General features: G+C 62.6%; 23 protein-coding genes and 1 tRNA gene. 19 read left to right on the top strand and 5 right to left on the bottom strand.

What is annotated here, in order from left to right:
- Positions 1 to 6 precede the first annotated feature (6 nt).
- Together HCN58_RS31635 and HCN58_RS31630 are read right to left on the bottom strand one after the other, a co-directional pair.
- On the bottom strand, positions 7 to 213 hold the full coding sequence (locus tag HCN58_RS31635; protein WP_171583265.1) for a hypothetical protein: 207 nt from the start codon (positions 211 to 213) through the stop codon (positions 7 to 9).
- Positions 214 to 313: 100 nt separating this feature from the next.
- Positions 314 to 1,318 carry a glycoside hydrolase family 3 N-terminal domain-containing protein gene (locus tag HCN58_RS31630; protein ID WP_171583264.1) on the bottom strand — a complete coding sequence of 335 codons (1,005 nt, stop codon included), beginning with the start codon at positions 1,316 to 1,318 and terminating at the stop codon, positions 314 to 316.
- A 458-nt stretch (positions 1,319 to 1,776) separates the two neighbouring features.
- On the opposite strand from HCN58_RS31630, the gene HCN58_RS31625 reads away from it, so the two are divergent.
- From HCN58_RS31625 to HCN58_RS31595, 7 genes are all read left to right on the top strand, one after another.
- The gene (locus tag HCN58_RS31625) at positions 1,777 to 2,448 is read left to right on the top strand and encodes a tetratricopeptide repeat protein (RefSeq protein WP_171583263.1); all 672 of its coding nucleotides are present in this window, start codon (positions 1,777 to 1,779) and stop codon (positions 2,446 to 2,448) included.
- 15 nt (positions 2,449 to 2,463) lie between these two features.
- Complete coding sequence (locus HCN58_RS31620) at positions 2,464 to 3,669, top strand: efflux RND transporter periplasmic adaptor subunit (protein WP_171583262.1); 1,206 nt, start codon at positions 2,464 to 2,466, stop codon at positions 3,667 to 3,669.
- Between the two features lie 5 nt (positions 3,670 to 3,674).
- On the top strand, positions 3,675 to 4,913 hold the full coding sequence (locus tag HCN58_RS31615; protein ID WP_171583261.1) for an ABC transporter permease: 1,239 nt from the start codon (positions 3,675 to 3,677) through the stop codon (positions 4,911 to 4,913).
- Positions 4,910 to 5,629 carry an ABC transporter ATP-binding protein gene (locus HCN58_RS31610; protein WP_171583260.1) on the top strand — a complete coding sequence of 240 codons (720 nt, stop codon included), beginning with the start codon at positions 4,910 to 4,912 and terminating at the stop codon, positions 5,627 to 5,629. The genes HCN58_RS31615 and HCN58_RS31610 overlap by 4 nt, the downstream gene beginning before the upstream one ends.
- A gap of 375 nt (positions 5,630 to 6,004) precedes the next feature.
- The gene (locus HCN58_RS31605; RefSeq protein ID WP_171583259.1) at positions 6,005 to 7,051 is read left to right on the top strand and encodes a serine hydrolase; all 1,047 of its coding nucleotides are present in this window, start codon (positions 6,005 to 6,007) and stop codon (positions 7,049 to 7,051) included.
- 1,108 nt (positions 7,052 to 8,159) lie between these two features.
- Entirely contained in the window at positions 8,160 to 9,554 is a 1,395-nt protein-coding gene (locus tag HCN58_RS31600) for a BA14K family protein (protein WP_171583258.1), read from the top strand.
- 271 nt (positions 9,555 to 9,825) lie between these two features.
- Complete coding sequence (locus tag HCN58_RS31595) at positions 9,826 to 10,443, top strand: integrase core domain-containing protein (RefSeq protein WP_235984064.1); 618 nt, start codon at positions 9,826 to 9,828, stop codon at positions 10,441 to 10,443.
- A 37-nt stretch (positions 10,444 to 10,480) separates the two neighbouring features.
- On the opposite strand, the gene HCN58_RS31590 is transcribed toward HCN58_RS31595, so the two are convergent.
- Positions 10,481 to 10,570 (bottom strand) — tRNA-Ser (locus HCN58_RS31590).
- Positions 10,571 to 10,876: 306 nt separating this feature from the next.
- Positions 10,877 to 11,977, bottom strand: a complete 1,101-nt coding sequence (locus HCN58_RS31585) for an ROK family protein (RefSeq protein WP_171583257.1) — start codon at positions 11,975 to 11,977, stop codon at positions 10,877 to 10,879.
- A gap of 406 nt (positions 11,978 to 12,383) precedes the next feature.
- Between HCN58_RS31585 and rplU the strand changes: the two genes are divergently transcribed.
- The 3 genes from rplU (at position 12,384) to HCN58_RS31570 (ending at position 13,924) form a co-directional block, all read left to right on the top strand.
- Positions 12,384 to 12,821, top strand: coding sequence for a 50S ribosomal protein L21 (gene rplU, locus HCN58_RS31580; protein WP_171583256.1), 438 nt, complete (start codon positions 12,384 to 12,386; stop codon positions 12,819 to 12,821).
- A gap of 106 nt (positions 12,822 to 12,927) precedes the next feature.
- On the top strand, positions 12,928 to 13,197 hold the full coding sequence (gene rpmA, locus HCN58_RS31575) for a 50S ribosomal protein L27 (protein WP_028348532.1): 270 nt from the start codon (positions 12,928 to 12,930) through the stop codon (positions 13,195 to 13,197).
- A 124-nt stretch (positions 13,198 to 13,321) separates the two neighbouring features.
- On the top strand, positions 13,322 to 13,924 hold the full coding sequence (locus HCN58_RS31570; protein WP_171583255.1) for a GNAT family N-acetyltransferase: 603 nt from the start codon (positions 13,322 to 13,324) through the stop codon (positions 13,922 to 13,924).
- A gap of 132 nt (positions 13,925 to 14,056) precedes the next feature.
- Here HCN58_RS31570 and HCN58_RS31565 read toward each other — a convergent pair whose 3' ends face one another.
- The gene (locus HCN58_RS31565; RefSeq protein WP_171583254.1) at positions 14,057 to 14,971 is read right to left on the bottom strand and encodes a DMT family transporter; all 915 of its coding nucleotides are present in this window, start codon (positions 14,969 to 14,971) and stop codon (positions 14,057 to 14,059) included.
- Between the two features lie 188 nt (positions 14,972 to 15,159).
- Between HCN58_RS31565 and HCN58_RS31560 the strand changes: the two genes are divergently transcribed.
- From HCN58_RS31560 to HCN58_RS31520, 9 genes are all read left to right on the top strand, one after another.
- Positions 15,160 to 15,642 carry a MaoC family dehydratase gene (locus tag HCN58_RS31560; RefSeq protein ID WP_171583253.1) on the top strand — a complete coding sequence of 161 codons (483 nt, stop codon included), beginning with the start codon at positions 15,160 to 15,162 and terminating at the stop codon, positions 15,640 to 15,642.
- A gap of 114 nt (positions 15,643 to 15,756) precedes the next feature.
- Complete coding sequence (gene obgE / locus HCN58_RS31555) at positions 15,757 to 16,806, top strand: GTPase ObgE (protein ID WP_171583252.1); 1,050 nt, start codon at positions 15,757 to 15,759, stop codon at positions 16,804 to 16,806.
- A gap of 92 nt (positions 16,807 to 16,898) precedes the next feature.
- Positions 16,899 to 18,041, top strand: coding sequence for a glutamate 5-kinase (proB, locus tag HCN58_RS31550; RefSeq protein WP_171583251.1), 1,143 nt, complete (start codon positions 16,899 to 16,901; stop codon positions 18,039 to 18,041).
- Positions 18,042 to 18,155: 114 nt separating this feature from the next.
- On the top strand, positions 18,156 to 19,448 hold the full coding sequence (locus HCN58_RS31545; RefSeq protein ID WP_171583250.1) for a glutamate-5-semialdehyde dehydrogenase: 1,293 nt from the start codon (positions 18,156 to 18,158) through the stop codon (positions 19,446 to 19,448).
- A gap of 31 nt (positions 19,449 to 19,479) precedes the next feature.
- Positions 19,480 to 20,109 (top strand): nicotinate-nucleotide adenylyltransferase, encoded by a 630-nt coding sequence (locus tag HCN58_RS31540; RefSeq protein ID WP_171583249.1) that lies wholly within the window; start codon positions 19,480 to 19,482, stop codon positions 20,107 to 20,109.
- 232 nt (positions 20,110 to 20,341) lie between these two features.
- The gene (gene rsfS / locus HCN58_RS31535) at positions 20,342 to 20,695 is read left to right on the top strand and encodes a ribosome silencing factor (RefSeq protein ID WP_171583248.1); all 354 of its coding nucleotides are present in this window, start codon (positions 20,342 to 20,344) and stop codon (positions 20,693 to 20,695) included.
- Positions 20,696 to 20,791: 96 nt separating this feature from the next.
- On the top strand, positions 20,792 to 21,274 hold the full coding sequence (gene rlmH / locus HCN58_RS31530) for a 23S rRNA (pseudouridine(1915)-N(3))-methyltransferase RlmH (protein ID WP_171583247.1): 483 nt from the start codon (positions 20,792 to 20,794) through the stop codon (positions 21,272 to 21,274).
- A 97-nt stretch (positions 21,275 to 21,371) separates the two neighbouring features.
- The gene (locus tag HCN58_RS31525; RefSeq protein WP_376701242.1) at positions 21,372 to 22,697 is read left to right on the top strand and encodes a murein hydrolase activator EnvC family protein; all 1,326 of its coding nucleotides are present in this window, start codon (positions 21,372 to 21,374) and stop codon (positions 22,695 to 22,697) included.
- On the top strand, positions 22,694 to 24,049 hold the full coding sequence (locus HCN58_RS31520; RefSeq protein WP_171583246.1) for a S41 family peptidase: 1,356 nt from the start codon (positions 22,694 to 22,696) through the stop codon (positions 24,047 to 24,049). The genes HCN58_RS31525 and HCN58_RS31520 overlap by 4 nt, the downstream gene beginning before the upstream one ends.
- The last annotated feature ends 159 nt before the right edge of the window (positions 24,050 to 24,208 follow it).

The raw sequence follows: 24,208 nt of genomic DNA, 5'->3' as shown, positions 1-24,208 counted from the left end.
TTAAGGTCAGCCGAGCCTGGAGATCTGCTCCTCGGTTACGACCCGCTCGACATTCTCGGATTTGCACTTGATCCGATAGCGCGGGCGGCCGTCGGCTTCGATCGGCAGGCACGAAACGATGGTGTAGACGCTTCGTTCCTTCGCCGTGGCGCGGCCCTGCGGCCCCTGCTGCTGGTGATGGACGTCGTCGTTGATCGCGAAATTATGGGCCATCGTCGGTCTTTCCGCTGAAAAAGCGCTTGTAGTCTCAACGGCCTCGCAAGGCAACACATTGTCCGCCTGATGTGCTTCGGACTTTTTGGGGTCCACCGCGTCAGGCCGTCAGGAGCGCCTTTCGCTTGCCTATACGCGCGATCGATTTTTCGGTCGCCGAACCGGACAGGGTTCCCTCGCGCAGGCATTCTGCGATGTATTCGGCAATCCCGGCCATTTCCTGCTCCTGGTCGAACAAATTGTTGCCGATGCAGAGCATGTCCATGCCGGCTTTCAGCGATTGCAGACTGGCTTCCCGCGTGCCCAACGCCTTCTGCAATCCCTGCATCTGCATGTCGTCGGTGATCAGCAGCGTATCCGGAAGGCGCTTACGCAAACGACCAAGCCCCGCCGCCGATAGCGTCATTGGGCAATGTTCGTCCCATTGCCTGACGATGGCGTGGCTGACCAGCACCGCATCGCCGAACATTTTTGGCGCGAGCGAATAGAACAGCTCTTCCTGTTCACCGCGAAGGGCATCGGAAATATCCATGAATTCCTGATGCGAATCCACGACGGCGCCGCCGATGCCGGGGAAATGCTTCAGGCACAGGCCGATGCGCTGCGCCCGCGCCACCTCGCTTGCCAGCAACGCATTGGCTTCCACCTCGGCGATGTCGGCGGAGTAGGAACGCTTGATCTTCCCGATATTGGGGTTGTCGGGATTGTAGTCGACGTCGATGACCGGCGCGAAATTATAGTGGATGCCGAGCCGCCGCATCTCGGCAACGCTCGCGGTAAGCATCGCGCGCTTGTGATCGGGTGCGAGGAGGTTGAAAGCCCTCGCACTGGGGAGCGGCGCAAAACCGCGGTTTTCCTTCAGCCGCCGCACCGATCCACCTTCCTGGTCGATGAATACCATCGGGGCGGATGGCAGCGCGGCAATCTCGGCGCAGAGACGCTGCACCTGTTCAGGCGATTCAATGTTGTTGTCGTATTCGCGCGTCCGGCATGAATAGTCGAACAGGATCACCCCGCCGAGACCGTAGCGGGCGGCAAATTCCTTCAGCCAATTGGGAAGGACCTTGCCGAAGAATCCGAGGATGAAGAGTTCGCCGATGGGCATCGTGCAGCTCCAGGCAGCAATCCTGCCAATAACGTGTCCTGAAGTCGATCATATTGGCTTCCCCGCTGCGCCAATGCATTCGCGCGGGGCGCCACGTCCTTGAACGCATATGCCTTGGGTCTTCGAGTTTAATGGGTTCCAGCCGTGGCGAGCTGGATATGTGACGGGTCGCACATTTGTCATCGCGCCGGTGGGCTAAGCTTCTGTTCGCGAGAGGCGCTGTGGAGAGACTTCCCGCATCAGCCGCTCGACGCCTTTCCGGCACGGAATAACAAAGCTGAAAGCGTGTACAAACAATGTGGCGCATCCAAAATTTCCCGATCCCAAACCGACCATTGCGGCCGGGATTTCGTCACGCGATTTCGCAGGCCGTGAAGCGAGCAACCGTTATCGCTTGCTGCTTCGCTGCGCTGGTCGACCTCCGCCCTGCTCTTGCCGATGCCGCGTCCGATCGGGCAATGGCCACTCGCTACGAGCAGGCGGCGCAAGCGGGCGATGATGATGCCCAGTTCTATCTCGGCGCGCTCTATTCAGCCGGCGTCGGTCGTCCGCGTAGCGACCAGGAGGCATTTCGTTGGTTCTTGTGCGCGGCCGATCAGGGACATGCCCACGCCATGTTGATCGTTGCCGGCCTCTACGCGAGCGGGCGCGGCATACCGAAGGACAATGTGAAGGCCTATTCCTGGGCTCACATCGTCGCTTCCGCGAGCAAGCTCGACGAAGATCGCAACGGTGCGCGGCAACTGATGTCGCTGCTCATGAAGAAGATGACGAGCGACGAGATCGGCCATGCCGTGGTGGCCGCAAGAGCCTGGCGCGCCGTTCGGGTTACTGGCGTGGCCGGGGATACGGCCAAGGCTTCCGACAAGGCTTCGAAAATCGAACGAGCAGTAGACAGCTCGGACCAACCCGCGCCGACGGCGCCGCCACCTGCACCCGCGGTCGTGCAGCCGGCGCCCGCAGCTCCGCCGTCATCTGCGGTCTCGCAGTCGGCGCCATCCAATATCACGGTATTGCCGGCATCTCCCAAGGGGACGTCGGCAGCTCCAGTGAAGAATGCAAGGAAAGAAGATGTTCGTGATCTGCTCGACCAGGTTCCGCAGGGCCTGCGCAAGCGGTTTGGCTTCTGATTGAGGGGACGCGCCATGAAATTGCAGCATCTGATCGCAACCGGCATTCTGGCCGTCGCCACAGCAGGGGCAGGCTATTACGCCTATCCCCATTTGCTTCGTGCACCGTTGGTGACCACCAGCATTGCGAGCCTCGCGCCGGTTTCCGAAGCGGTTTACGGAACCGGCACCGTCGAGCCCGAGCGCTGGGCCAAAGTGGTGCCGCTGCAGCGCCGCCGGCTGGTCGAGCTTTGCCGATGCGAGGGCCAGGTGGTCAAGGCCGGCCAGGTCCTCGGCCGCCAGGACGACGCCGAGGAGCGCAGCGCGCTGGATCAGATGGAAATCAATCGCGGCCAGCTCGAACGCGATCTGGCGCGCGCAGAAAAGGATCGCGACAAGAACGACGCTGGGCGCACCGAGTACGAGCAGCGCTGGACCAAGCTCGAGGAAACAAAATCGCGGATCGCCGCGCAGAAGGTACGGCTCGACTCGCTGCTGCTGAGAGCTCCGCTCGACGGCATGGTGCTGCGGCGCGACGGCGAGGTCGGCGAGATAGCCGGCCCCACCGATGTCTTGTTCTGGGTCGGACCGCCTGCGCCGATGCAGGTCGTTGCCGAAATCAATGAGGAGGAGATCAACCGCATCGCGGCCGGCCAGAAGGCTTTTCTGCGAAGCGAGGCTTTCCCCGGACGGGCCCTGCGCGCCACGGTCTCCCAGATCACGCCGAAGGGTGACCCGACCCGCAAGACCTTCCGCGTCTATCTGCGGCTGCCACAGGATACGCCGCTCCGAATTGGCATGTCGGCCGAGGTCAATATCATCTCCCGCGAAAAACCGGCAGCCGTCGTCGTGCCGGCAGAGGCCGTCGCAGCCGATTCGGTTCAGACGGTCGATGATGGCCGGATCAGACGTGTGCCGGTGAAAGTCGGCATCCGCGGCAACCGCAACATCGAGATCATCGGCGACATATCCAAGGGCACGCCGGTGCTTTCGCCCGCTCGCACGGATCTCGCCGACGGCGCCAGGATTCGCATCGACGGCAGCTTAACCAGAGCTGTGGAGCCGGCGGCCGTGAGTGAACCGGCCGATCAGCCAGGCGCGACACCCGAGGCTACCGTGGTAGCCTCGGCCACCACAGCTCCTTCGGATCCCGATGATGCGGTGATTTCGGCAGCCATGACGGCCCACATCGATTCCGTCGTCAATGACGCCCGTCGCAACCTCATCAGCAACAGCCGGTAAGTGCCGTGAAGCTTCTGTTCAACATCGCATGGACCCATGTCAGCGCCCGGGTACGCCAAACTCTCGTGGGCATGGCTGGCGTGGCCATGGGCGTCGGCTTCACCATCATGATGGCCGGCCTGATGCAGGGTTCGCAGATCGATTTCCTGCGGCAACTCGTCGACACCATGCCGCATATCACGGTCGATGATGAGCGGCGCTCGGTGCCGACGCAACCCGCTGAGCGGGAATATGCGGCGGTGCAGATGGCTGAGATCGCCAATGTCGGCAAGCGTCCCGGCATCAAATATCCGGAATCGGTGATGAGCTCGCTGGGCTCCTGGATACCCGGCGAGGTGGCTCCCTCGGTGAAGACCACCGCGATCATCGATCACGGCGGCGCGCGCATCGGCATCACCTTGACCGGCATCGATCCCCGCCGTGAGGTCCATGTCTCGAAACTCGCCTCGCAGATGCGCGAGGGAAAGCTCGACGATCTTTCACGCGCGCCGAACGGCATCCTCGTCGGCGAGGCGCTCGCCGAAAAGCTAGGCGTGAAAACCGGCAACACCGTCCTCCTGGTCGGCGGCCAGGGCATCCAATTAAATTCGACGGTAGCCGGGCTGTTTCGCTCCGGCCTGAAGCGCGTCGATGAGAGCCAGATCTACTCGCTCGCCGGGACAGCGCAGGTCATGATGGGCCAAAGCGGGGTCGTCAACCAGCTGCGGCTGCGGCTGAACGATCCGATGTCGGCGCAGAAGGTCGCAGCGCAAGTCGAAGCCCAGACCGGCTACAAGTCGGTGTCCTGGCAGGAAGCCAACGCCGACTTGCTATCAACTTTTACCGTGCGCGATTTCATCGTGCTCACGGTGATGGGCGCGATGCTGCTGACATCGTCCTTTGCCACCTACAACATCATCTCGACGATCACGCACGAGAAGCGCCAGGACATCGCGATCATGAAATCGCTGGGCATGCGCGAGTATGCCGTGCGGCGGATCTTCATCATCGAATCCATCATCATCGGCGTGGTCGGCATCCTGTTCGGGTGGATTCTCGGTTACCTGCTCTGCTACGGCTGGTCGAAGATCACGATCTTCAATCCGCTGACCGGCACGACCGTTCCGCTGCAGATCTATTACTCTGCGATGCACTATGTGGTTGCCGGCGGGATATCCCTGCTCTGCTGCGCAGGTGCGGCCTATTTCCCGGCACGCAAGGCCACGCGGGTTCATCCAGTCGACATCATCCGGGGAGCATCATGACCGAGGTTGCTTTGCAAGCGGTGGAGTTGGTTCGCCGCATCGAAGGCGTTGTTTCGCACACCCTCGTCAACGGCATTGATCTTGCGGTGAACAAGGGTGAATTCGTTGCCATCACCGGGCCGTCGGGATCGGGCAAATCGTCGCTGCTCTATCTCCTGGGCCTGCTCGACGCCCCCAGCGAGGGCGAGATCATGATCTGCGGCCAGCCGACCTCGAAATTGTCGGAGACGGAGCGGGCCGACGTCCGCCTGACCAAATGCGGCTTTGTGTTCCAGTTTCATTTCCTGCTGCCGGAGTTCACCTCGCTCGACAATGTGTTGCTGCCGATGCGCGCAGCCGGCAGGATGACCGAAGGCGAGATGCGCGAGCGCGGCCTTGCTCTGCTCGGCTCGCTCGGACTTGGCGAGCACGCCAACAAGCGCCCCAACCAGCTCTCCGGCGGCCAGCGCCAGCGCGTTGCCATCGCCCGCGCGCTCGCCAATCGCCCCGAGATCATCGTCGCCGACGAGCCGACCGGCGCCCTCGATACGGCATCGACCGAGCAGGTGTTCTCGATCCTTCGCGACATCGCCGATCAGGGCCAGACCGTGGTCGTGGTGACCCACGATCCAGCGCTCGCCGCCCGCGCCGACCGCCGCATCCACATCGTCGACGGCAAGATCGCCGAGATCACGGGTCGCGATGGGGGTGAGTTGGTTTGTGAGATGGGAAGTTAGTTATAAGTTGGCGGGCTGCGAACGATGATGTGGGCTGCGCACTGCCGATTGTCGCAAATTTCCCGGACGCGACCCGCTCGAACGAATCACGTTTGGCGGAGGAAGGGTGTAAGGACCCGCTTCATCAACCAATCGTGCTCGGGTCCCCGGTTGAAGTGATTAGGCTCTTGCGTTGCGGTTTTTTACCTTGCTGTGGCGCAGGCTACTAGCAACCTTCAGATCGCAAGCTCGTTTGCCTGCGCCCGGCGATCTCGCATGTAGGTCCGAATGGCGGTGGGTTCAACGAGATTGTGGCTTTGCCGCTCAAGCGCAAGCCTATGTCTGTCACTCTCATTTCTGCTCGGCTGGCCGCGAGCCATCGTTGCGGATACTGAGATGGACGCGCACGTACGAGAGATCGTGACGGAGAACATTGCTCCGCTGACGACGGCCGACCATGCAGGCGGCATCGCAGCCGCCGATTACGTCGCCGGTCGGATACAGTTCCTCAATTTCGGGTTCGCTGATGAGGCCGAGAGGCGGCCCATCACGTCGGACACGCTGTTCAATGTCGCTTCGGTACGAAAGTTGTTTGAGGCAACGCTGGTCTCGCTCGGCGTGCTCCGCGGCGAATTGAGGCTGGACGACCCCGTCAACAAATACGTGACCGAATTGCACGGCGACTACATCCGTCGGGTAACCCTTGGCCAGCTTGTTACCCACACGTCCGGTCTCTTGCTGCCGACGGATCATCCGCCGTGGCCAAACGCCTCGTACTCCCTGGCTGAATTCATCGACATGCTGAACGCCTGGACGCCGCACGCCGGCGAAGAGCCCGGCAAGCAGCGCATCTATACTCACGCGGGCTACGTCCTGCTCCAGCTCGCACTTGAGCGTCGCTATGGAATTCCGATCGGACAACTTGTCGAAAGCCGGATTCTGACGCCCCTCGGCATGCATTCGACGCTAATCCCGGAACGCGGGCAGGATAACCGTGCGATCATGCCGCCGGAGCTATTGCAGAGAACCGTCCAGGGTTACTCCGACCAGGGCATGCCGATCGGTCCTCCCGGAAATCAGCAGAGCTATTTCGATTTTTCGGGCACGGGACAGATGTTCTCCACCGCGCGAGACCTCGTCACCTTTATGGCTGCCTGCATCGACGGCAACGTGGCCGATCCGCAGTTGCGCGAGGCCTTGCGAGTGACCCAGCGCGAGGCATTCCATTTCGACAAGGAATTCGGACAAGCGATGGCTTGGGAAAATGTAGATCTGGGCGAAGCTGTCATCGTCGACAAGCCAGGCGGCCTTAATAACGCGTCGGCCTATGTGGGACTGGTGCCGGCGAAAAGGATCGGGTTGCTTCTCCTGGCGAACCGCGGCGAATTATCTCCTCACGAGATCGCCCGCTATCACATCCTCCCGGCGTTAGCGCGACAGTAGGTTGGGATTCAGCGGAGGTCGATCGTGGGTGACTGGCGGAGAGCCGCCGAACTATCGTCTCTCTCTGTTCACTGTGGGCTGCGACTGATCTAAAGCATAGCGATTTATAAGGCGCTTCCTTCGTCACAGTCCGCCAGCGCCCGTTTCAATCCGCCCAAGCCGTGCTCCTTTGGGACTGAAGGGGGCGGTGCGACGGCGGCACCCTGGTCGGGCCTCCGAGCGGTGCAATATCGCACGCGGGACCGCTCAGCGTGCCTTCGTCGAATTGCAGGAGCGCGGCTTTATCGACTGCATGTCGAAGGGAGCGTTCAGCCGAAAGACTCCGCACGCCACCGAATAGCGTCTGACCTGGTGGAGCTGCGATGTAGCCGGAGAATTTCCGAGCAAGAAGTTCATGAGCTGGGGCCGCGAAAAACAAAACGCGGTATCAAAATATCCCGTCGCGGTATCAAATCAGAGCCAGCGTGCCGCGTGAAACAGCATGAAGACAGCATCACGATGCCCTCAAATGATACTGGCAATGCTCACAGACCCGTGTTCACGGTACCAATCCAGGGCACACATATAGTTTACCACAGGGGGTAGGATTGATCGGAATAGCGGTGAGCGAAGTGCGCCCCCAAGGAGCGCTGTAGCGAACGAACCGCCTTACATCACCGCGGCGGAATTTCGAGACCAGTACGCGCGCGCGGATAAATCCCACGGCCAAGCTAAGAATGTCGGCTCTTGGGAAAAGCGGCCCTCGCGACTTCGCGGGCCGATTTCCGAAAATGAACCCAAAGCCGACTCTCGTGTCCCGTTCTGCTCATGTCAGTGGGACATGCGGCTCAACGCGGTCAGGACATCTTGCGGACCTGGACGATGGTGATTTCCCTCACCAAAAGTAACTTGAGGCCCGCCACGGGTGGGAATACGCTTCCTGTATTGGCGAAGAGAAATGGCCCGATAACCCGACACAATAGGGGTGGTTTACATGCCCCATACGATTGAGACCGCACCGAGGAATGAAAACGTCTTCCTCATCGAGGATAGGACGTTTGGGACTGATGATGTCGATCACTGGTCGCCTGAGGCCGGTGCGCGCCGCCATCGCTTCTTTCCCTTTTTCTTGATCGCCACAACCCTGGTCGCGGCGGCGCTCATCGGCGTAGCTGCGCTCGTCAGGCAGGCCCTGCCGACGCCGGAGGCGCGACAACCTTCGGAGAACGGGGCACGTCAAGAGGTTTTGGCGAAGGAGCCTGCCGAGGCCCGCCGCGGCGTCGATGGGCTTAATCCGAAGCTGGAAGCGGAGGCCGCGCCCGCCGCACAACCGCTCGGCCAGGAGCGCGAAACGATGGCCGCCCTCGCGCGAGATGCCGCCGCTGCAGGAAAAGAGCTGGCGGCCAGCACGGTGCAGCACGCGCTCGGAGAAGAACGCGCTCGCAGTGCCGCGCTGGCAACCGAACTGGCGAAGGCGCGGCTGGCCGTCGAGACGCAGGTGGCGCTGTCGAGCAAGAGGGGCGACGAGACGGCGCAACTCAAGCAGGCGGCCGAGAGCGAGACGGCGGAACTGCGGCAGTCTCTGCAGCAGGAGCACGACAGGGCCGAGGCGCTGGCAACCGAACTCGCGAAGGCGCGGGAGGCCGTCGAGACGCAGGTGGCGCTGTCGAGCAAGAGGGGCGACGAGACGGCGCAGCTCAAGCAGCAGGCGGCCGAGAGCGAGACCGCGGAACTGCGGCAGTCTCTGCAGCAGGAGCACGACAGGGCCGAGGCGCTGGCAACCGAACTGGCGAAGGCGCGGGAGGCCGTCGAGACGCAGGTGGCGCTGTCGAGCAAGAGGGGCGACGAGACGGCGCAGCTCAAACAGGCGGCCGAGAGCGAGACGGCGGAACTGCGGCAGTCTCTGCAGCAGGAGCACGACAGGGCCGAGGCGCTGGCAACCGAACTGGCGAAGGCGCGGCAGGCCCTCGAGACGCAGGTGGCGCTGTCGAGCAAGAGGGGCGACGAGACCGCGCAGCTCAAGCAGGCGGCCGAGAGCGAGGCGGCGGAGCTGCGGCAGTCTCTGCAGCTGGAGCACGACAGGGCCGAGGCGCTGGCAATCGAACTCGCGAAGGCGCGGCGACAGAAACCCGCTGCTGTGGAAGAGAGGTCCGGTATCTCCTTGCCCGCCTGGGCAAACAATGACGCCTTCGTGAAGCCCGCCCGGACCGCAAACCAACCGGACGCGGCGCCAGACAGCAGCAAACCGGCAATTAAACTTGAAACAGTTCCATTACCAAAGCCGCGCAGGCGCGCCATGAATGCAGACCATGGCTACGTGAAGCCCGCCCGGACCGCAAAGCAATCGGACGTGGCGCCAGACAACAGCAAATCGGCAATTAAACTTGAAAAAACTCCAATACCAAAACCGCGCGGGCGCGCCACGAGTGCAGACCATGGCTACGGCTGCCGGCACAATCGGACCTACGATCCAGCATCCGGAACTTACAAGGGCTATGACGGGCAGCGCCATTCCTGCCCATAAGCTCAGTCAGCATTTTGGAGACACGTCTAGCTGACCATACGCATTCTGCCGTTAGGGGCACCAAGATGCACTCATTCCCTTCGAACGGCTTGCGCAAATAGGCGATGCACCGGCGTCCATCACCCCATTGCGGGTGGACTCGTCGTCGTTTGCGGTCATGAAGATGCGGGCCACTTCGATCCCGATGCCGCAAGCCGGCGCTGCAGCTCGATTCCCGAAATTCCCCCGAGGTGAGTCGGGAGTTTGGATGAACCTTAGACCGTTAGTTGGCATGGTTGCAGCCTTTGAACGCCTGTTCCACCAGCGCGGCCTGCCGCTAGCCATTCGCTCCGACAACGGCGCCGTTCGCAGTCCCAACGCCTTGTTCAACCTCTCCAAGCTCTCGGTGTGGTGGCTTCGCCTGGGGATTGCGATCGAACTCATCAAGTCGGGCCGCCCGCAACAGAACGGACGCCACGAGCGCATGCACCTCACCCTCAAAAAAGGAAACGACCCGGCCGCCGGGCGCCAATGGCTTGCAACAGCAGGAACGCTTCGACGCTTCGTCCGCGAGCTCAATGCCGAACGTCCGCATGAGGCCCTCGACATGAAGTGTCCTGCCGAGCTCTACACCGCCTCGGTGCGCTCCTATGCCGGCCTGCCGGGGCTGACCTATCCGTTCCACGATCGCGAGGTTCTTGTTACCGCCTGCGGACGCCTCTGCCGCCATCGCAAGAGGACCAACATCTCAACCGTCCTGGCCGGCCAAAAGCTCTGCATCAAGGAGGTCGACGAGGGCATTTGGCTCGTCAGCTTCATGCACTATGATCTGGGATACTTCGACCTGAAGCAGAAAACCTTGCAGCCCCTCGACAACCCGTTCGGCACGAGGTTGTCATCTATCTCTTAGGTACGTTCCGTCAGCCATGTCTTCGGGCCGCACTAACTGGCGGAGAGGGAGGGATTCGAACCCCCGATAGGCTTGCACCTATGCCGCATTTCGAGTGCGGTGCATTCAACCACTCTGCCACCTCTCCAGGCGCCAAGGCGGGCCGGATTCGGCCCTGCGGTCGGGCCGTGTTCTAGGCGAGGAAGCCGGGGCAGACAAGGCGCGCGTTGGAGAAATTCGCTAAAAGCGGGTCGGGCGGCGTTCGGAAGAAATGGTGGGACCGCCAGACGCGACAAAAACTGGCGGTCCCGTGCCGCTGCTTTGAAATCCTGGCCGGGAAGTGCGGCTTCGCCGGTCAGCCGGAGCGACGAAATGACGGTAACAACGGCTGCGGAAACGGCAACGCGATCCCGTTTTTAACCTAACCAGTCAACCTTACCTCCCGCGAAAACAATCAATCCCGGCTCTTTTTCGCCTTCTTCTCGTCCTTGCCGTTGTCCTTCCGCCTATTGGTGAAGCGCGCATTGCCGAGCCCGGTGCCGATGGTCAACACGCCCCAGCGCTCGACGTCCTGCATAAAGGGAACTTCGGAAAGGCCCTGCACCACGCCGTCATTGTGCATCAACACGGCGGTGTCGTGATCGCCGATCTGCGGGATCGCTTCCACCAGGCTTGCCGGCAGATTGAACTTGCTGCTCTCCCAATTGCCGGGCAGGTTCTGCGCGCCCTTTTCGATCGAGCCATCCTCGTCGATAACGCCAGGACACGCGATGCCGATAAAGGGCGCAAGTTTCAGGCCTTCGGTTTCCGCCTCGGCGATCAAATCCTTCAGCATCTTCACCAGCCGCTTGACCGCGGCTTCGCGCGTCGGCTCATCGTCGGCATGCCGCCACAGCTCGGACCTCCAGACGTCAGCCTTGGAGAGATCGGGCGCCTTCTTCCAGTGCGTCTCCACGACGCCGCAGCGGATGTTGGTGCCGCCAATATCGACCGCGAGAATGCTGTCGTGGCCCTCAAAGATCCAGGACGGCGCCAGATGCAGCGTGCCGATCAGGCCGGCGTCATCGGGATGGAAGCGGATCGGCAACAGATCGACTTCGAAGTCCTCAGCCTTGAGGATGATGTCGGTGCGGGCGATGGCGATCTCGCCGACCCGGCTCTGCCGGAAACCACCACCGACCACAATGCGCTCGGTATCGGCCCACGCCTTGGTCTTGAGAAACCGCCGCGTCACATAGGCCAACTCCTGGGCGAACTCCTCGATCGCACCATGCACCAGCGCGGCGGCCTCGATATCATCGCCGACCAGTGCCTCGTCGAGTTCGCTCTTGGGGATCTCGCCGGCAGATTTTTTCCCCAAGGGATCGTCGCCGTTTTTCTTCAGCGGCGCGCGGAGGTCGTCCAAGATCTTGCGGAAAGCGCCCTTGCTGGCGCGGTCGCCGAGAAAGCCCTCGTCGTCCTTCAGTTCGACATTAAAGCTGTCGACCTCGACCGACGGCAGGCGGGTGGCGCCGTGGCGGGCAATGCCGGTACTCGTAACGATGTCTTCTGCCATTGCCCTCGCCCTGCCGGATCTCGCTGGCGACAACGGGCGGGGAACCCATTGGTTTCAAAAAGAAAGCGAATGGCGAGTAGCGAAGGCGAATGGCGAATGGCGAATGGAAGTGGCAAACAGGGCTCCCCATTCGCTACTCGCCACTTGCCATTCGCCTTTTCGTGGCCAAATCATTCGCTTTTGACCCGTTTTTAGGCCCTTTCGCCTTGACTCCCGGCGTTCTCCGGCTATAAGTCCCCGCATCCGGCGCGGGATTCTCGCGCCGCTTGTTTTTGCGCGAAATCTTACGGGGTTTGCTCCCCGGCCGCGCGAAAATCGTACCCATAACGACTGACCAAAAAGCCGACCCGGACAGCCCTTTCGGGAATGCGTCCGAGGCCGGGATCGAACACGAAGGAAAAAAACGATGTTCGCAGTCATCAAAACCGGCGGCCGGCAGTACCGCGTCGTTCCGGATGATGTGCTCGAGATAGGCAAGATCGCCGGCGAAGTCGGCACGATCGTGCAGCTTGGTGAAGTTCTGGTCGTCGGCGCTGACACGCCGGTGCTGGGCACGCCAGCGGTGGCAGGCGCCTCCGTTGCGGCCGAAGTGCTGGATCACAAGCGCGGTCCGAAGGTGATCGCGTTCAAGAAGCGACGCCGCAAGAACTCGCGCCGCAAGCGCGGCTATCGCGACGAGATCACGGTGCTTCGCGTCACCGAGATCCTGACCGATAACGCCAAGCCTTCGATCGGCCCACGGCCGAAGAAGGAAAAGGTCGCCGCGCCGGCCGCCGAGGATGACGAAGCGCCGAAGGCCGCCAAGAAGAGGGCCCCGGCCAAGAACGCCGCCGCGAAGAGCTAGAGCGACCAGAAGTGATGCGCCTCGACGAAAGTTGAGGCGTGAGAAAAAGTGAAATGATTCCGTCAAGGAATTGATCTAGAAATATTCGAGAAGTCGGAGACGGGCCATGGCTCACAAAAAAGCAGGCGGTTCATCGCGAAACGGACGCGATTCGGCGGGCAAGCGCCTTGGCATCAAGGCGTATGGCGGCGAACACGTGATTCCCGGCAACATTATCGCGCGTCAACGCGGCACCACCTGGCATCCCGGCCTTAATGTCGGCATGGGCACCGACCATACTCTGTTCGCCAAGGTCGAAGGTCATGTCGAATTCCGTGCAAAAGCCAATGGTCGCACTTTCGTATCGGTAGTTCCGATGACGGAGGCGGCCGAATAGACGGTGGACGAAATTCGAGTCCGCCGGATCCTGTTGAACCGGCGGAGTCGAAAAGGGCTCCAGGGGAGGCGGGAAACCGGCCTCCCCTTTTTAATTTGCGCATATTCGCAATCAGGAGCCCGACATGTTGCAGGACATCCCGATCCAGACCCCGACTTTACGTCAGACGAGTAGCTGCGTCCTCGAGACCGAACGGCTGACGTTGCGCCGGCCGACTCTCGCGGACGTAAAAGCGATTGCGCGTCTCGCCAACGATCGCCGCATTGCGGAAAACACCCGCCGCCTGCCGCATCCCTACCTGCAGGATCATGCGGTCGAGTTCGTGCGTGCGAAGGCCGCCGATAGCAGCGAGACGGTGTTTCTGATCGAACACAATTATTCGCCGATCGGCATGGTCGGCATCGACCGCACTGACCCGGAGGCGCCGGAGCTCGGCTACTGGCTTGGCGTCGCGCATTGGGGCCAGGGTTTCGGCACCGAAGCCGCGCGCGCGGTGATCGATTTCTTCTTCGAGGAATTCGATGCCGAGCATCTTACTTCGGGCGCCCGCGTCGCCAACCCGGCATCGCGCAACATCCTGGAGAAATGCGGCTTCCAGTGGAGCGGCGTCGAATTGCACCGCTTCGAAGCGCTGGGATCGTCGACCCCGGTCGACCGCTTCCGCCTGACGCGCAGCGTGTGGGCTTCGCTGAAGAACTGGGGCAGTTCGACGCGCCGAGAGCGCTGAACTCTCCCCGTCATTGCCTGCGACAAACGCGAAGCGTTTGCGCAAGGGAGCAACGCGACGAAGCAATCCACCTATCCCCGTGCGGAGACGTGGATTGCTTCGCTTCGCTCGCAATGACGGCGAGAGCGCCACTCACGCCGGCGGATTGACCACGTTTTCCTCGCGGCCCAGCTTCTGTTCGCGCAGGAAGATGTAGAAGCCCGCCCCGATAATGATGGCGGCGCCGATCAGCGTCGAGATCGAGGGTACGTCGCCAAACACGACGAAGCCGAAGATCACCGCCCAGACGATCATGGAATATTGATAGGGCACCACGACGCTGGCCGGCGCCAGCTTCAGCGAACGGTTGATGCATAGCAGCGCGACGACGGAAACCACGCCCGCCGCGGCAAACAGGCCGAGACTGCCGACGCTCGGCGTCACCCAGCCGATCGGCGACATCAGCGCGCCGAGCAGGAAAGTGCCGCCGAATTGCGACGTCGTCAGCACGATATCCGGCGTTTCCCGCAGCGAGCGCGTGATCAGCATCAGGAACGCAAACGACAGGCTGCCGCCGAGCGCGATCATCGCTGGCCAGCTTACGGTCTGCGTGGACGGGCGCAGTGCGATCAGGACGCCGCAGAATCCGACCAGGATCGCGGTCCAGCGCCGCCAGCCGACCCGCTCGCCGAGCACGATACCCGACAGCGCGGTGACGAAAATCGGCGAGGCCAGGTAATAGGTGATGACGTCGGCAAGCGGCAGATACACGGTGGCGAGAAAGAACGCGGCGACTTCGAGCGTCGAGAGCGTCACGCGCAATAGCTGCAGCCACGGGCGTTCGAGGCGGGAAAATTCGGCGCGCTGCTTCCAGATCACCGGCAACAGCACGAGCAGCGCCGCGCAGGCGCGCAGCCACAGCAATTGTCCAACCGAATAGGTCGCGACCATGAATTTTCCAAGCGCATCGCCGAACGAGAACATGAAGATCGACAGCAGCATCAATCCGATGCCGGCCATTCGCGCGGAGCGCTCGTCATAGGTCGAGATTTTGCCGAACAGGGTCATGACGTATCCTGTTTAATTGCTCTTCGTCATGGCCAGCGCGTGCCGGCCATCCACGTCTTTTGTGCAGCACGTTGTAAAGATGTGGATGTCCGGGACAAGCCCGAGCACCACGAATTGAGGGGAATAGATTGCCGCAACAGCGGCGCTGCGATACCGGTACGGAGGCATCACGCATTGCAGGAGCCAACATGACCGAGTTCGACCCCGCCCAGCATCGCATGGTGAGCGAGCAGCGCTGGTTCGAGGATTTCGTGCTCGGCGAACGCTTCGTGATTCCAAGCCGGACCCAGACTTCGGCGGTGTTCGCCGCGTTCCAGACCGCGAGCGGCGATACCCATCCGATCCATTACGACGTCGAATATTGCCGCGCCCGCGGCATGCCGGACCTGCTCGCGCACGGCTTCCAGACCTTGATCCACACCGCGCCGGGTGCAGGCTTGTTTCCCTATCTCGTCGAGGGATCGCTGGTCGGCTTCCTCGAGCAATCGAGCAAATTCGTCAAACCGGTCTATGCCGGCGATACCCTCTACCCCGCACTCGAAGTGATCGAGCTCGCTCCCGGCCGCACCACCGGCGTGGTGACGCTACGCTCGACCGTGTTCAACCAGCGCAAGGAGCTCGTGCTGGAGGGGATGCAGAAGTTTCTGGTTCGGCACCGGCCGACCTCATAGGAGCCGTAGCTTTCAGCTCGAAACCGAAAAAAGGCCCGAAATTAAGGCTTTTCGCCAATGTTGCGGGCCTTGAGGGTTGCTGCACGGGGCCCCTTGTCCTAACTAGTACAAATCATGAAATTCCTTGACGAGGCAAAGGTCTATATCCGCTCCGGCGACGGCGGCAACGGCTGCGTAGCGTTCCGCCGCGAGAAGTTCATCGAGTTCGGCGGCCCCTCCGGCGGCAATGGCGGCCGCGGCGGCGACGTCATCGTCGAGGTGGTCGACGGCCTGAACACGCTGATCGATTATCGCTACCAGCAGCACTTCAAGGCGCAGAAGGGCACCAATGGCATGGGCAAGGACCGCCATGGCGCGAACGGCAAATCGATCGTGCTGAAGGTGCCGGTCGGCACGCAGATTTTCGACGAGGATCGCGAAACGCTGATTCACGACTTCACCGAGCTCGGCGAAAAGTTCGTGCTCGCCGAAGGCGGCAATGGCGGTTTTGGCAACGCGCATTTCAAATCCTCGACCAACCGCGCGCCGCGCAACGCCAATCCCGGCCAGGAAGGCGAGGAACGCTGGATCTGGCTGCGGCTGAAACTGATCGCGGACGCCGGCCTGGTCGGGCTGCCCAATGCGGGCAAGTCGACGTTCCTCTCGGTCGTCAGCGCGGCCAAACCGAAGATCGCCGACTATCCTTTCACCACCCTGCATCCGCAACTCGGCGTCGTGAACGCGCAGGGCCGCGAATTCGTGCTCGCCGACATTCCCGGCCTGATCGAAGGCGCGCATGAAGGCGCCGGCCTCGGCGACCGCTTTTTGGGCCATGTCGAGCGCTGCCGCGTACTGCTGCATTTGATCGACGCGACCTGCGAACACGCCGGCAAAGCCTACAAGACGGTGCGGACGGAGCTCGAGGCTTATGAAGGGCATCTCGCCGAGAAGATCGAGATCGTCGCGCTGAACAAGATCGATGCGGTCGCGCCCGATGAATTGAAGAAGCAGAAAGACCGGCTGAAACGCGCGGCGAAGAAGACGCCGCTGTTGCTCTCCGCCGCCACCGGCGAAGGCGTGCCGGAAGCGCTCAAGGCGCTGGTCGAAATAATCGGCGAGGCTCCGGTTTCGCTGAAGGCCAAGGGCGGCCAGGAGCCGTGGGCACCGGCACCGCCGCAAGGCTGACGCAAAGTTAGCATCGCAGCGGCCGCGCCACTTCCAAATCGGGAAACTGGCACGTATTGCTTCCCGACCACCCGTCTCATACGACCGCATCCATGAAACGCCCCGCGCTCAAAAACTTCCGCCGCATCGTCGTCAAGGTCGGCTCCTCGCTGCTGATCGACTCCAATGCGGGCGAAGTCCGTTCGGCGTGGCTGTCGGCGTTGGCCGCTGATATCGCCAAGCTGCACGGCGAAGGCCGTGACGTTCTGGTGGTCTCATCGGGCTCGATCGCGCTGGGGCGTAGCCGTTTGAAACTGCCGCGCGGCCCTTTAAAGCTCGAGGAAAGCCAGGGCGCCGCCGCCGTGGGGCAGATCGCGCTGGCGCGGATCTGGTCGGAAGTGCTCGGCGCGCACGGCATCGGCGCTGGGCAGATTCTGGTGACACTGCAGGACACCGAGGAGCGCCGCCGTTACCTGAACGCGCGCTCGACCATCGCAAAACTGCTGGAGTGGCGCGCGGTGCCTGTGATCAACGAGAACGACACGGTTGCCACCAACGAAATCCGCTATGGCGACAATGACCGCCTTGCCGCGCGCGTCGCCACCATGGCGAGCGCCGATCTGCTGATTCTGCTGTCCGACATCGACGGGCTCTATGACGCGCCGCCGGGCGTCAATCCCAACGCAAAGCTGATTCCGATCGTGGAGTCCGTCACCTCCGAGATCGAAGGCATGGCGGGCGCCGCCGAATCCGAACTGTCGCGCGGCGGCATGTTCACCAAGATCGAAGCGGCGAAGATCGCGACGACATCAGGCACGCATATGCTGATCGCCTCGGGCAAGATCGAACATCCGCTGCAGGCGATATCAGACGGCGGACGCTGCACCTGGTTCCTGACGCCGGCCAACCCCGTCACGGCGCGCAAACGCTGGATCGCAGGCTCTCTGGAGCCGAAGGGGACGCTCACCATCGATGCCGGCGCAGTCGCCGCTTTGCGTGCGGGAAAGAGTCTGTTGCCGGCTGGCGTGATCCGGATCGACGGCCACTTCGCACGTGGCGATGCCGTCGTGGTGCGCGGTCCCGATACCCACGAGATCGGCCGCGGCCTTGTCGCCTACGACGCGGAAGATGCGGAAAAGATCAAGGGCCGTTCTTCGCCAGACGTGATGGCGATCCTCGGTATCAGCGGCCGGGCGGAGATGATCCACCGCGATGATCTGGTGGTGGGCCCGAGCGGAGCCATTCCGGCCAAGTAGGCCAATGGCCGAGTGACCTTTGCTGCTACACCAGCCAGCCATGCTGGTTCCGGACCTCGCAACTGCGGGATTTCCATGCTAGGACATGACCTTAACCCAAGACCCGAGACCCCAATGACTACCCCCTTGAAGGCAATCGACGGCAACGCCGATCTGCCCGCTTTGATGACCGATCTCGCTTCCCATGCGCGCGCAGCCGCGCGGGTGCTGGCGCTGGCGCCGCCGGAGCAGAAAGACCGGGCGCTGCAGGCGATCGAGCGGGCGATCCGAGCCAACGCGGCAAAGATCCTTGCGGCCAATGCCGAGGACGTCGCCGAAGTCCGCGCCACGGGCGCGACCTCCGCCTTCATCGACCGGCTGACGCTGACGCCGGTGCGGATCGATTCCATGGCGGACGGCGTAGCTACGGTGCGCGGCATTCCCGATCCGGTCGGCGCCGTCACCGAGACGTGGCAGCGGCCGAACGGCATGACCATCGAGCGCGTGCGCGTGCCGCTCGGCGTCATCGGAGTGATCTTCGAGAGCCGGCCCAATGTCGCGGCCGACGCCGGCGTGTTGTGCCTGAAGTCCGGCAATGCCGTGATCCTGCGCGGCGGCTCCGACAGCTTTCGCTCCTGCCGCGCGATCCATGAATCGCTGGTGCAGGGGCTGCGCGAGGCCGGCCTGCCGGAAGCTGCGATCACCCTGGTCCCGACGCGCGACCGCGCGGCTGTCGGGCTGATGCTGTCAGGGCTAAACGGCGATATCGACGTCATCGTCCCTCGCGGCGGCAAGAGCCTTGTCGCGCGGGTCGAAGCGGAAGCGCGCGTGCCGGTGTTTGCGCATCTCGAAGGCGTCAACCACGTCTATGTCGATCGCACCGCCAAGCTCGACATGGCGAAGTCGATCGTGCTGAACGCCAAAATGCGCCGCACCGGCGTCTGCGGCGCCGCCGAGACGCTGCTGGTCGATCGCGCGGGCGCCGTGACCAGTCTGAAGCCGCTGATCGAGATGCTGATCGATGCCGGCTGCGAGGTACGCGGCGACGATGCCGTGCAGAAGATCGACGCGCGCGTGAAGCCGGCGACCGAGGAGGATTGGGATACCGAGTATCTCGACGCGATCATCGCCGCGCGTGTCGTCGACGGCGTCGATGCGGCAATCGGGCATATCCAGAACCACGGCTCACGCCACACCGATGCGATCGTGGCCGAAGACGCCAAAGCGGCCGAGAAATTCCTCAGCGAGGTCGATTCGGCGATCGTGCTGCATAACGCTTCCACGCAGTTCGCCGACGGCGGCGAGTTCGGCTTCGGCGCGGAGATCGGGATCGCCACAGGCAAATTCCACGCCCGCGGCCCTGTCGGCGCCGAGCAACTGACCAGCTTCAAATACCGCGTTCGCGGCACCGGGCAGACGCGGCCGTGAACGCCAGCCCGCGCCCGCGGTGACCCGGCCGATGAAATTGCAATCCGCCGCGCAAACCATTCCCTTCCATACCAGGGGCATGCGCATCGGCCTGCTCGGCGGCTCGTTCAATCCGCCGCACGCGGCGCATCGCGCCATCAGCCTGTTTGCGGTGAAGCGCCTGAAGCTCGATCGCGTGTGGTGGCTGCTGACGCCGGGTAATCCGCTGAAGGATACCGGCCGGTTGCACGGCCTTTCCGAACGCGCCCGCGCCGCGCGGGAAGTCGCCGACGATCCGCGCATCGACATCAGTTGTCTCGAAGCTGTCATCGGCACCAAGTACACTGTCGATACGATCATTCATCTGCGCCGCCGCGTTTCCGGCGTGCGCTTCGTCTGGATTATGGGCGCCGACAATCTCGCGCAGTTCCATCGCTGGAAGGATTGGCGGCGCATCGCTGCCGAGGTGCCGCTCGCCGTGATCGACCGTCCACCACAGAGTTTCCGGGCGCTCGCTGCGCCGGCCGCCCAGGCGCTGGCGCGGTATAGGTTGCCCGAGAAACAGGCAGCCCGACTAGCCGATCAGCAGGCGCCGGCCTGGGTTTTCCTCACCGGTATGAAACTGAACCTGTCGTCGACGGGACTCCGGAACTCCGACGGGAGCTGGAAGGCAAAGAAGTGACAGTTTGGTCTGAACCGGCGGGTGGGGACACTGGAATATTGAAACCATTAACCCCACATGCCTAATATGGTCCGCGGACGTCGGGATTCGGCGTTCGCGATACAGTGAAAGGAAATGGTCCCTGGCCACATCTGTATTGTCAAAGTCCAAGTCTGTTTTACCCAAGGTGACTAGCAAGACTCCTGGCAAGTCCGCCAAGAACGCGGGTAAAACATCGACACAAGCTGCGGCCTTGAAGGCGCAACCCGACGCCGACAAGACGCTGAATATGATCCTCTCCCGCCTCGACGATATGAAGGCGGAAGAAACGGTCACCATCGACCTTCGCGGCAAATCCGCCTTTTCCGACTATATGATCGTCACAACGGGCCGGGCCAACCGGCACGTCGGCGCGATCGCGGAAAACGTCACGAAAGCCCTGAAGGAAACCGGCATCAAGAGCATCCATATCGAGGGCTTGCCCAATTGCGACTGGGTGCTGATCGATTCCGGCGATGTGGTCGTGCACGTATTCAGACCCGAGGTGCGCGAATTCTACAATCTCGAAAGATTGTGGGCGCAAAATCCGGCGGCGGCAGCGATCTGAACCCTCGGCCGATGCGAATCGGCTAAGGCGCATGTAGTTTGCGAGCGCGCGCGGGAAAGCGCGCGTGCCGGAAAGTGCACGCCAGAAACAGCATTCATGCGCCTCGTCGTGGTTTCAATCGGCCGGCTGAAGCAGGGCCCGGAGCAGGAGCTGGCCGAGCGCTACCGCGAGCGCTTCGAGGACATCGGCCGCAAGCTCGGCTTTCGCGGGCTGTCGATCCATGAAATTCCCGAAAGCCGCGCGCGCGACACCGTGACCCGGATATCGGAAGAGGCCGGGGCGATTACGGCGGCGATACCGGACAAATCGGTGCTGGTGGCGCTGGACGAGCACGGCAAAAACATTGATAGCGCGGCCTTCGCCCGGCAGCTCGGCCAATGGCGAGATGAGGGGATCGCCAACACAATTTTCGCCATTGGCGGCGCGGACGGACTTTCGCCCGATTTGCAGCGCAAGGCTAAATTGCGCATTGCGTTCGGCTCGGCGACCTGGCCGCATCAAATGGTTCGCGTCATGCTTCTTGAACAGATTTACCGGGCCGCGACCATTCTGGCCGGCCACCCCTATCATCGCGCGTAAGGCACGGTGACGTGAATACAGAGAACGCTGAATAGACGGGATGCATTCAACGCGGGACATTCATTCATACCTCGGCACCGCCGATCGTGGCGCGTCGATGATGTCAGCCGTCTCGCTTTCCCTGATCCTACTGTCCGCAAGCTTTGCCGTGACGTCGCTTTCGCCCGCGGTCGCGCAATCCGCGGCGCCCGCACAGCAAGCCACTGCCGTTTCCCCCGATGCCATCAAGCAGCGCGAGCAGGAACTGGAGGCCGCGCGCGAGGAGCAGCGCAAGGCGGCCGAGCTGCAACAAAAGCTGAAGGCCGATATCGCGGCGATCGGACAGGACCGCTCGAAGCTCAACCAGCAACTGATCGACATCGCCACCCAGGTTCGCAACGTCGAGACACGCATCGGGGAGACCGAGGGGCGGCTACGCCCGCTCGATAGCCGCGAGCAGCAGATCCGCGCGTCGCTCGATTCACGCCGTGCGGAAATCGTCGAGGTGCTGGCCGCCTTGCAGCGTGCCGGAAGGCGCACGCCGCCGGCGCTGCTGGTCAGGCCCGAGGACGCGCTGCAATCGCTGCGCATCGCCATGCTGCTCGGATCGGTCGTCCCCGAACTACGCGGACGTGCGGAGAAACTCGCCACCGATCTCGGCGAGTTGGTCAACTTGCGCAAGACCATCGCCACCGAGCGCGACGTGCTGGCGCGGGACCGCGACAGGCTGAAGGACGATTCCGTCAGGCTGGCTGCGCTGGTGGAAGAACGACAGCGCAAGCAGAGCGCGATCGAAAAGGATATGGCGGCCGAAGGCGCGCGCGCCATCAACCTGTCCAGGCAGGTCGACAGTCTGCAAGGCCTGATCGCGAAAATGGAGCAGGATCTGAAGAGCGCCGCCAAGGCGGCCGCGACCGCCAGCCTACAGGGCGCCCCGGCTGCCCCGGGCGGCAAGCCCAATCTGGGAGCATTGAAAGATCCCGCTCGGCTGAGCCCGGCGATCGCCTTTGCCTCCGCCAAGGGGCTGTTCGCTTATCCGGTCAATGGCCGCAAGATTCGCGATTTTGGCGGTTCCGACGGCGCGGGGGGCGTGGAAAAAGGCATTTCTTTGGCGACACGGGCCGGGGCTCAGGTCACAACACCGTGTGACGGCTGGGTTGTTTACGCTGGACCCTTCCGCAGCTACGGACAACTCTTGATCCTCAATGCCGGGGGCGGGTATCATGTCCTGATCGCCGGGATGGAGCGCATTTCGGTAAACATCGGCCAGTTTGTACTTACGGGAGAGCCGGTCGCGACGATGGGATCGACATCCCAGGTCGCATCCATTCTCGCGACGACCGCGAGCCAGCCGGTGCTCTATGTAGAGTTCCGTAAGGACGGCACTCCAATCGACTCGGGCCCATGGTGGGCCGCAAGTGAAGGCGAAAAGGTTCGCGGATGATGCGCAAGACTTCTGTAATTCTTCTCAGCGCCGCCACCGGTGCGGCTTTGACGCTTTTCGTCACGCAGCCGCGTTCTGTGCTGATGGGATCGAGTGCGCGTGCGGCGACTTCGGACACCTACCGCCAGCTCAATCTGTTCGGCGATGTGTTCGAACGCGTGCGCAGTGACTACGTCGAGAAGCCTGACGACTCCAAGCTGGTCGAATCGGCGATCTCGGGCATGCTGGCCGGCCTCGATCCGCATTCCAGCTATATGGACGCCAAGAGTTTTCGCGACATGCAGGTGCAGACCCGCGGTGAGTTCGGCGGGCTCGGCATCGAGGTCACGATGGAAGATGGCCTGATCAAGGTCGTCTCGCCGATCGACGATACGCCGGCGTCCAAGGCCGGCATCATGGCTAACGACATCATCACCAATCTCGACGACGAAGCCGTGCAGGGTCTCACCCTCAACCAGGCGGTCGAGAAGATGCGCGGTCCGGTCAACACCAAGATCCGGCTGAAGATTATCCGCAAGGGCCAAGACAACCCGATCGAAGTCACGCTGGTGCGCGACAACATCCGCGTCCGCTCGGTGCGCGCCCGCGTCGAACAGGACGACATCGCCTATATCCGCGTCACCACCTTCAACGAGCAAACCACCGAAGGCCTGAAGCGCGAGATCGGCAATCTCTCGAGCCAGGTCGGCGACAAGCTGAAGGGCTACATCATCGACCTCCGCAACAACCCTGGCGGCTTGCTGGAGGAAGCGGTGACCGTTTCCGACACCTTCCTGGAGCGCGGTGAGATCGTCTCGACCCGCGGCCGCAATGCCGAGGAAACCCAGCGCCGCGCGGCCCATTCGGGCGACCTGACCAAGGGCAAGCCGATCATCGTGCTGATCAATGGCGGGTCGGCTTCGGCCTCTGAAATCGTCGCCGGCGCGCTGCAGGACCACAAGCGCGCGACGCTGGTCGGCACCCGCTCGTTCGGCAAAGGCTCGGTGCAGACCATCATCCCGCTCGGCAGCGGCAACGGCGCGCTGCGTCTCACCACCGCGCGCTACTTCACCCCGTCGGGCAAGTCGATCCAGGCCAAGGGCATCGTGCCCGATATCGAGGTGCTGCAGGACGTGCCGGACGAATTGAAGTCGCGCACCGACACCAAGGGCGAGGCCTCGCTTCGCGGCCATCTGAAGACCGATGGCGACGAGAAGACCGGCTCGCAATCCTACGTGCCACCGGACGCCAAGGACGACAAGGCGCTGAAGACCGCGGCCGACCTCCTGCACGGCATCAAGTCGACGGCGAGCGCACCAACGACCGGCGACAAGGCGGCGGTTGATAAGCCAGCCAACAAGGCGGCGAACTGATCATAGCTCCGTAAATTTCGGTGAAAAGGCGGCCTCCGGGCCGCCTTTTTGTTGCTGTTTCGGGCCGTCCGCTACGCGGGCCAGGCGGCTTTTGCGCGTGGCGCAGCGCTCGAATCCGACTCCTCGTGGTATCGTCGGGAAGGTTGATTCGGGGAGGTC

The organism is Bradyrhizobium australiense, assembly GCF_013114825.1.
Lineage (GTDB): Bacteria > Pseudomonadota > Alphaproteobacteria > Rhizobiales > Xanthobacteraceae > Bradyrhizobium > Bradyrhizobium australiense.
This window is presented reverse-complemented; position numbering and strand designations above follow the sequence as displayed.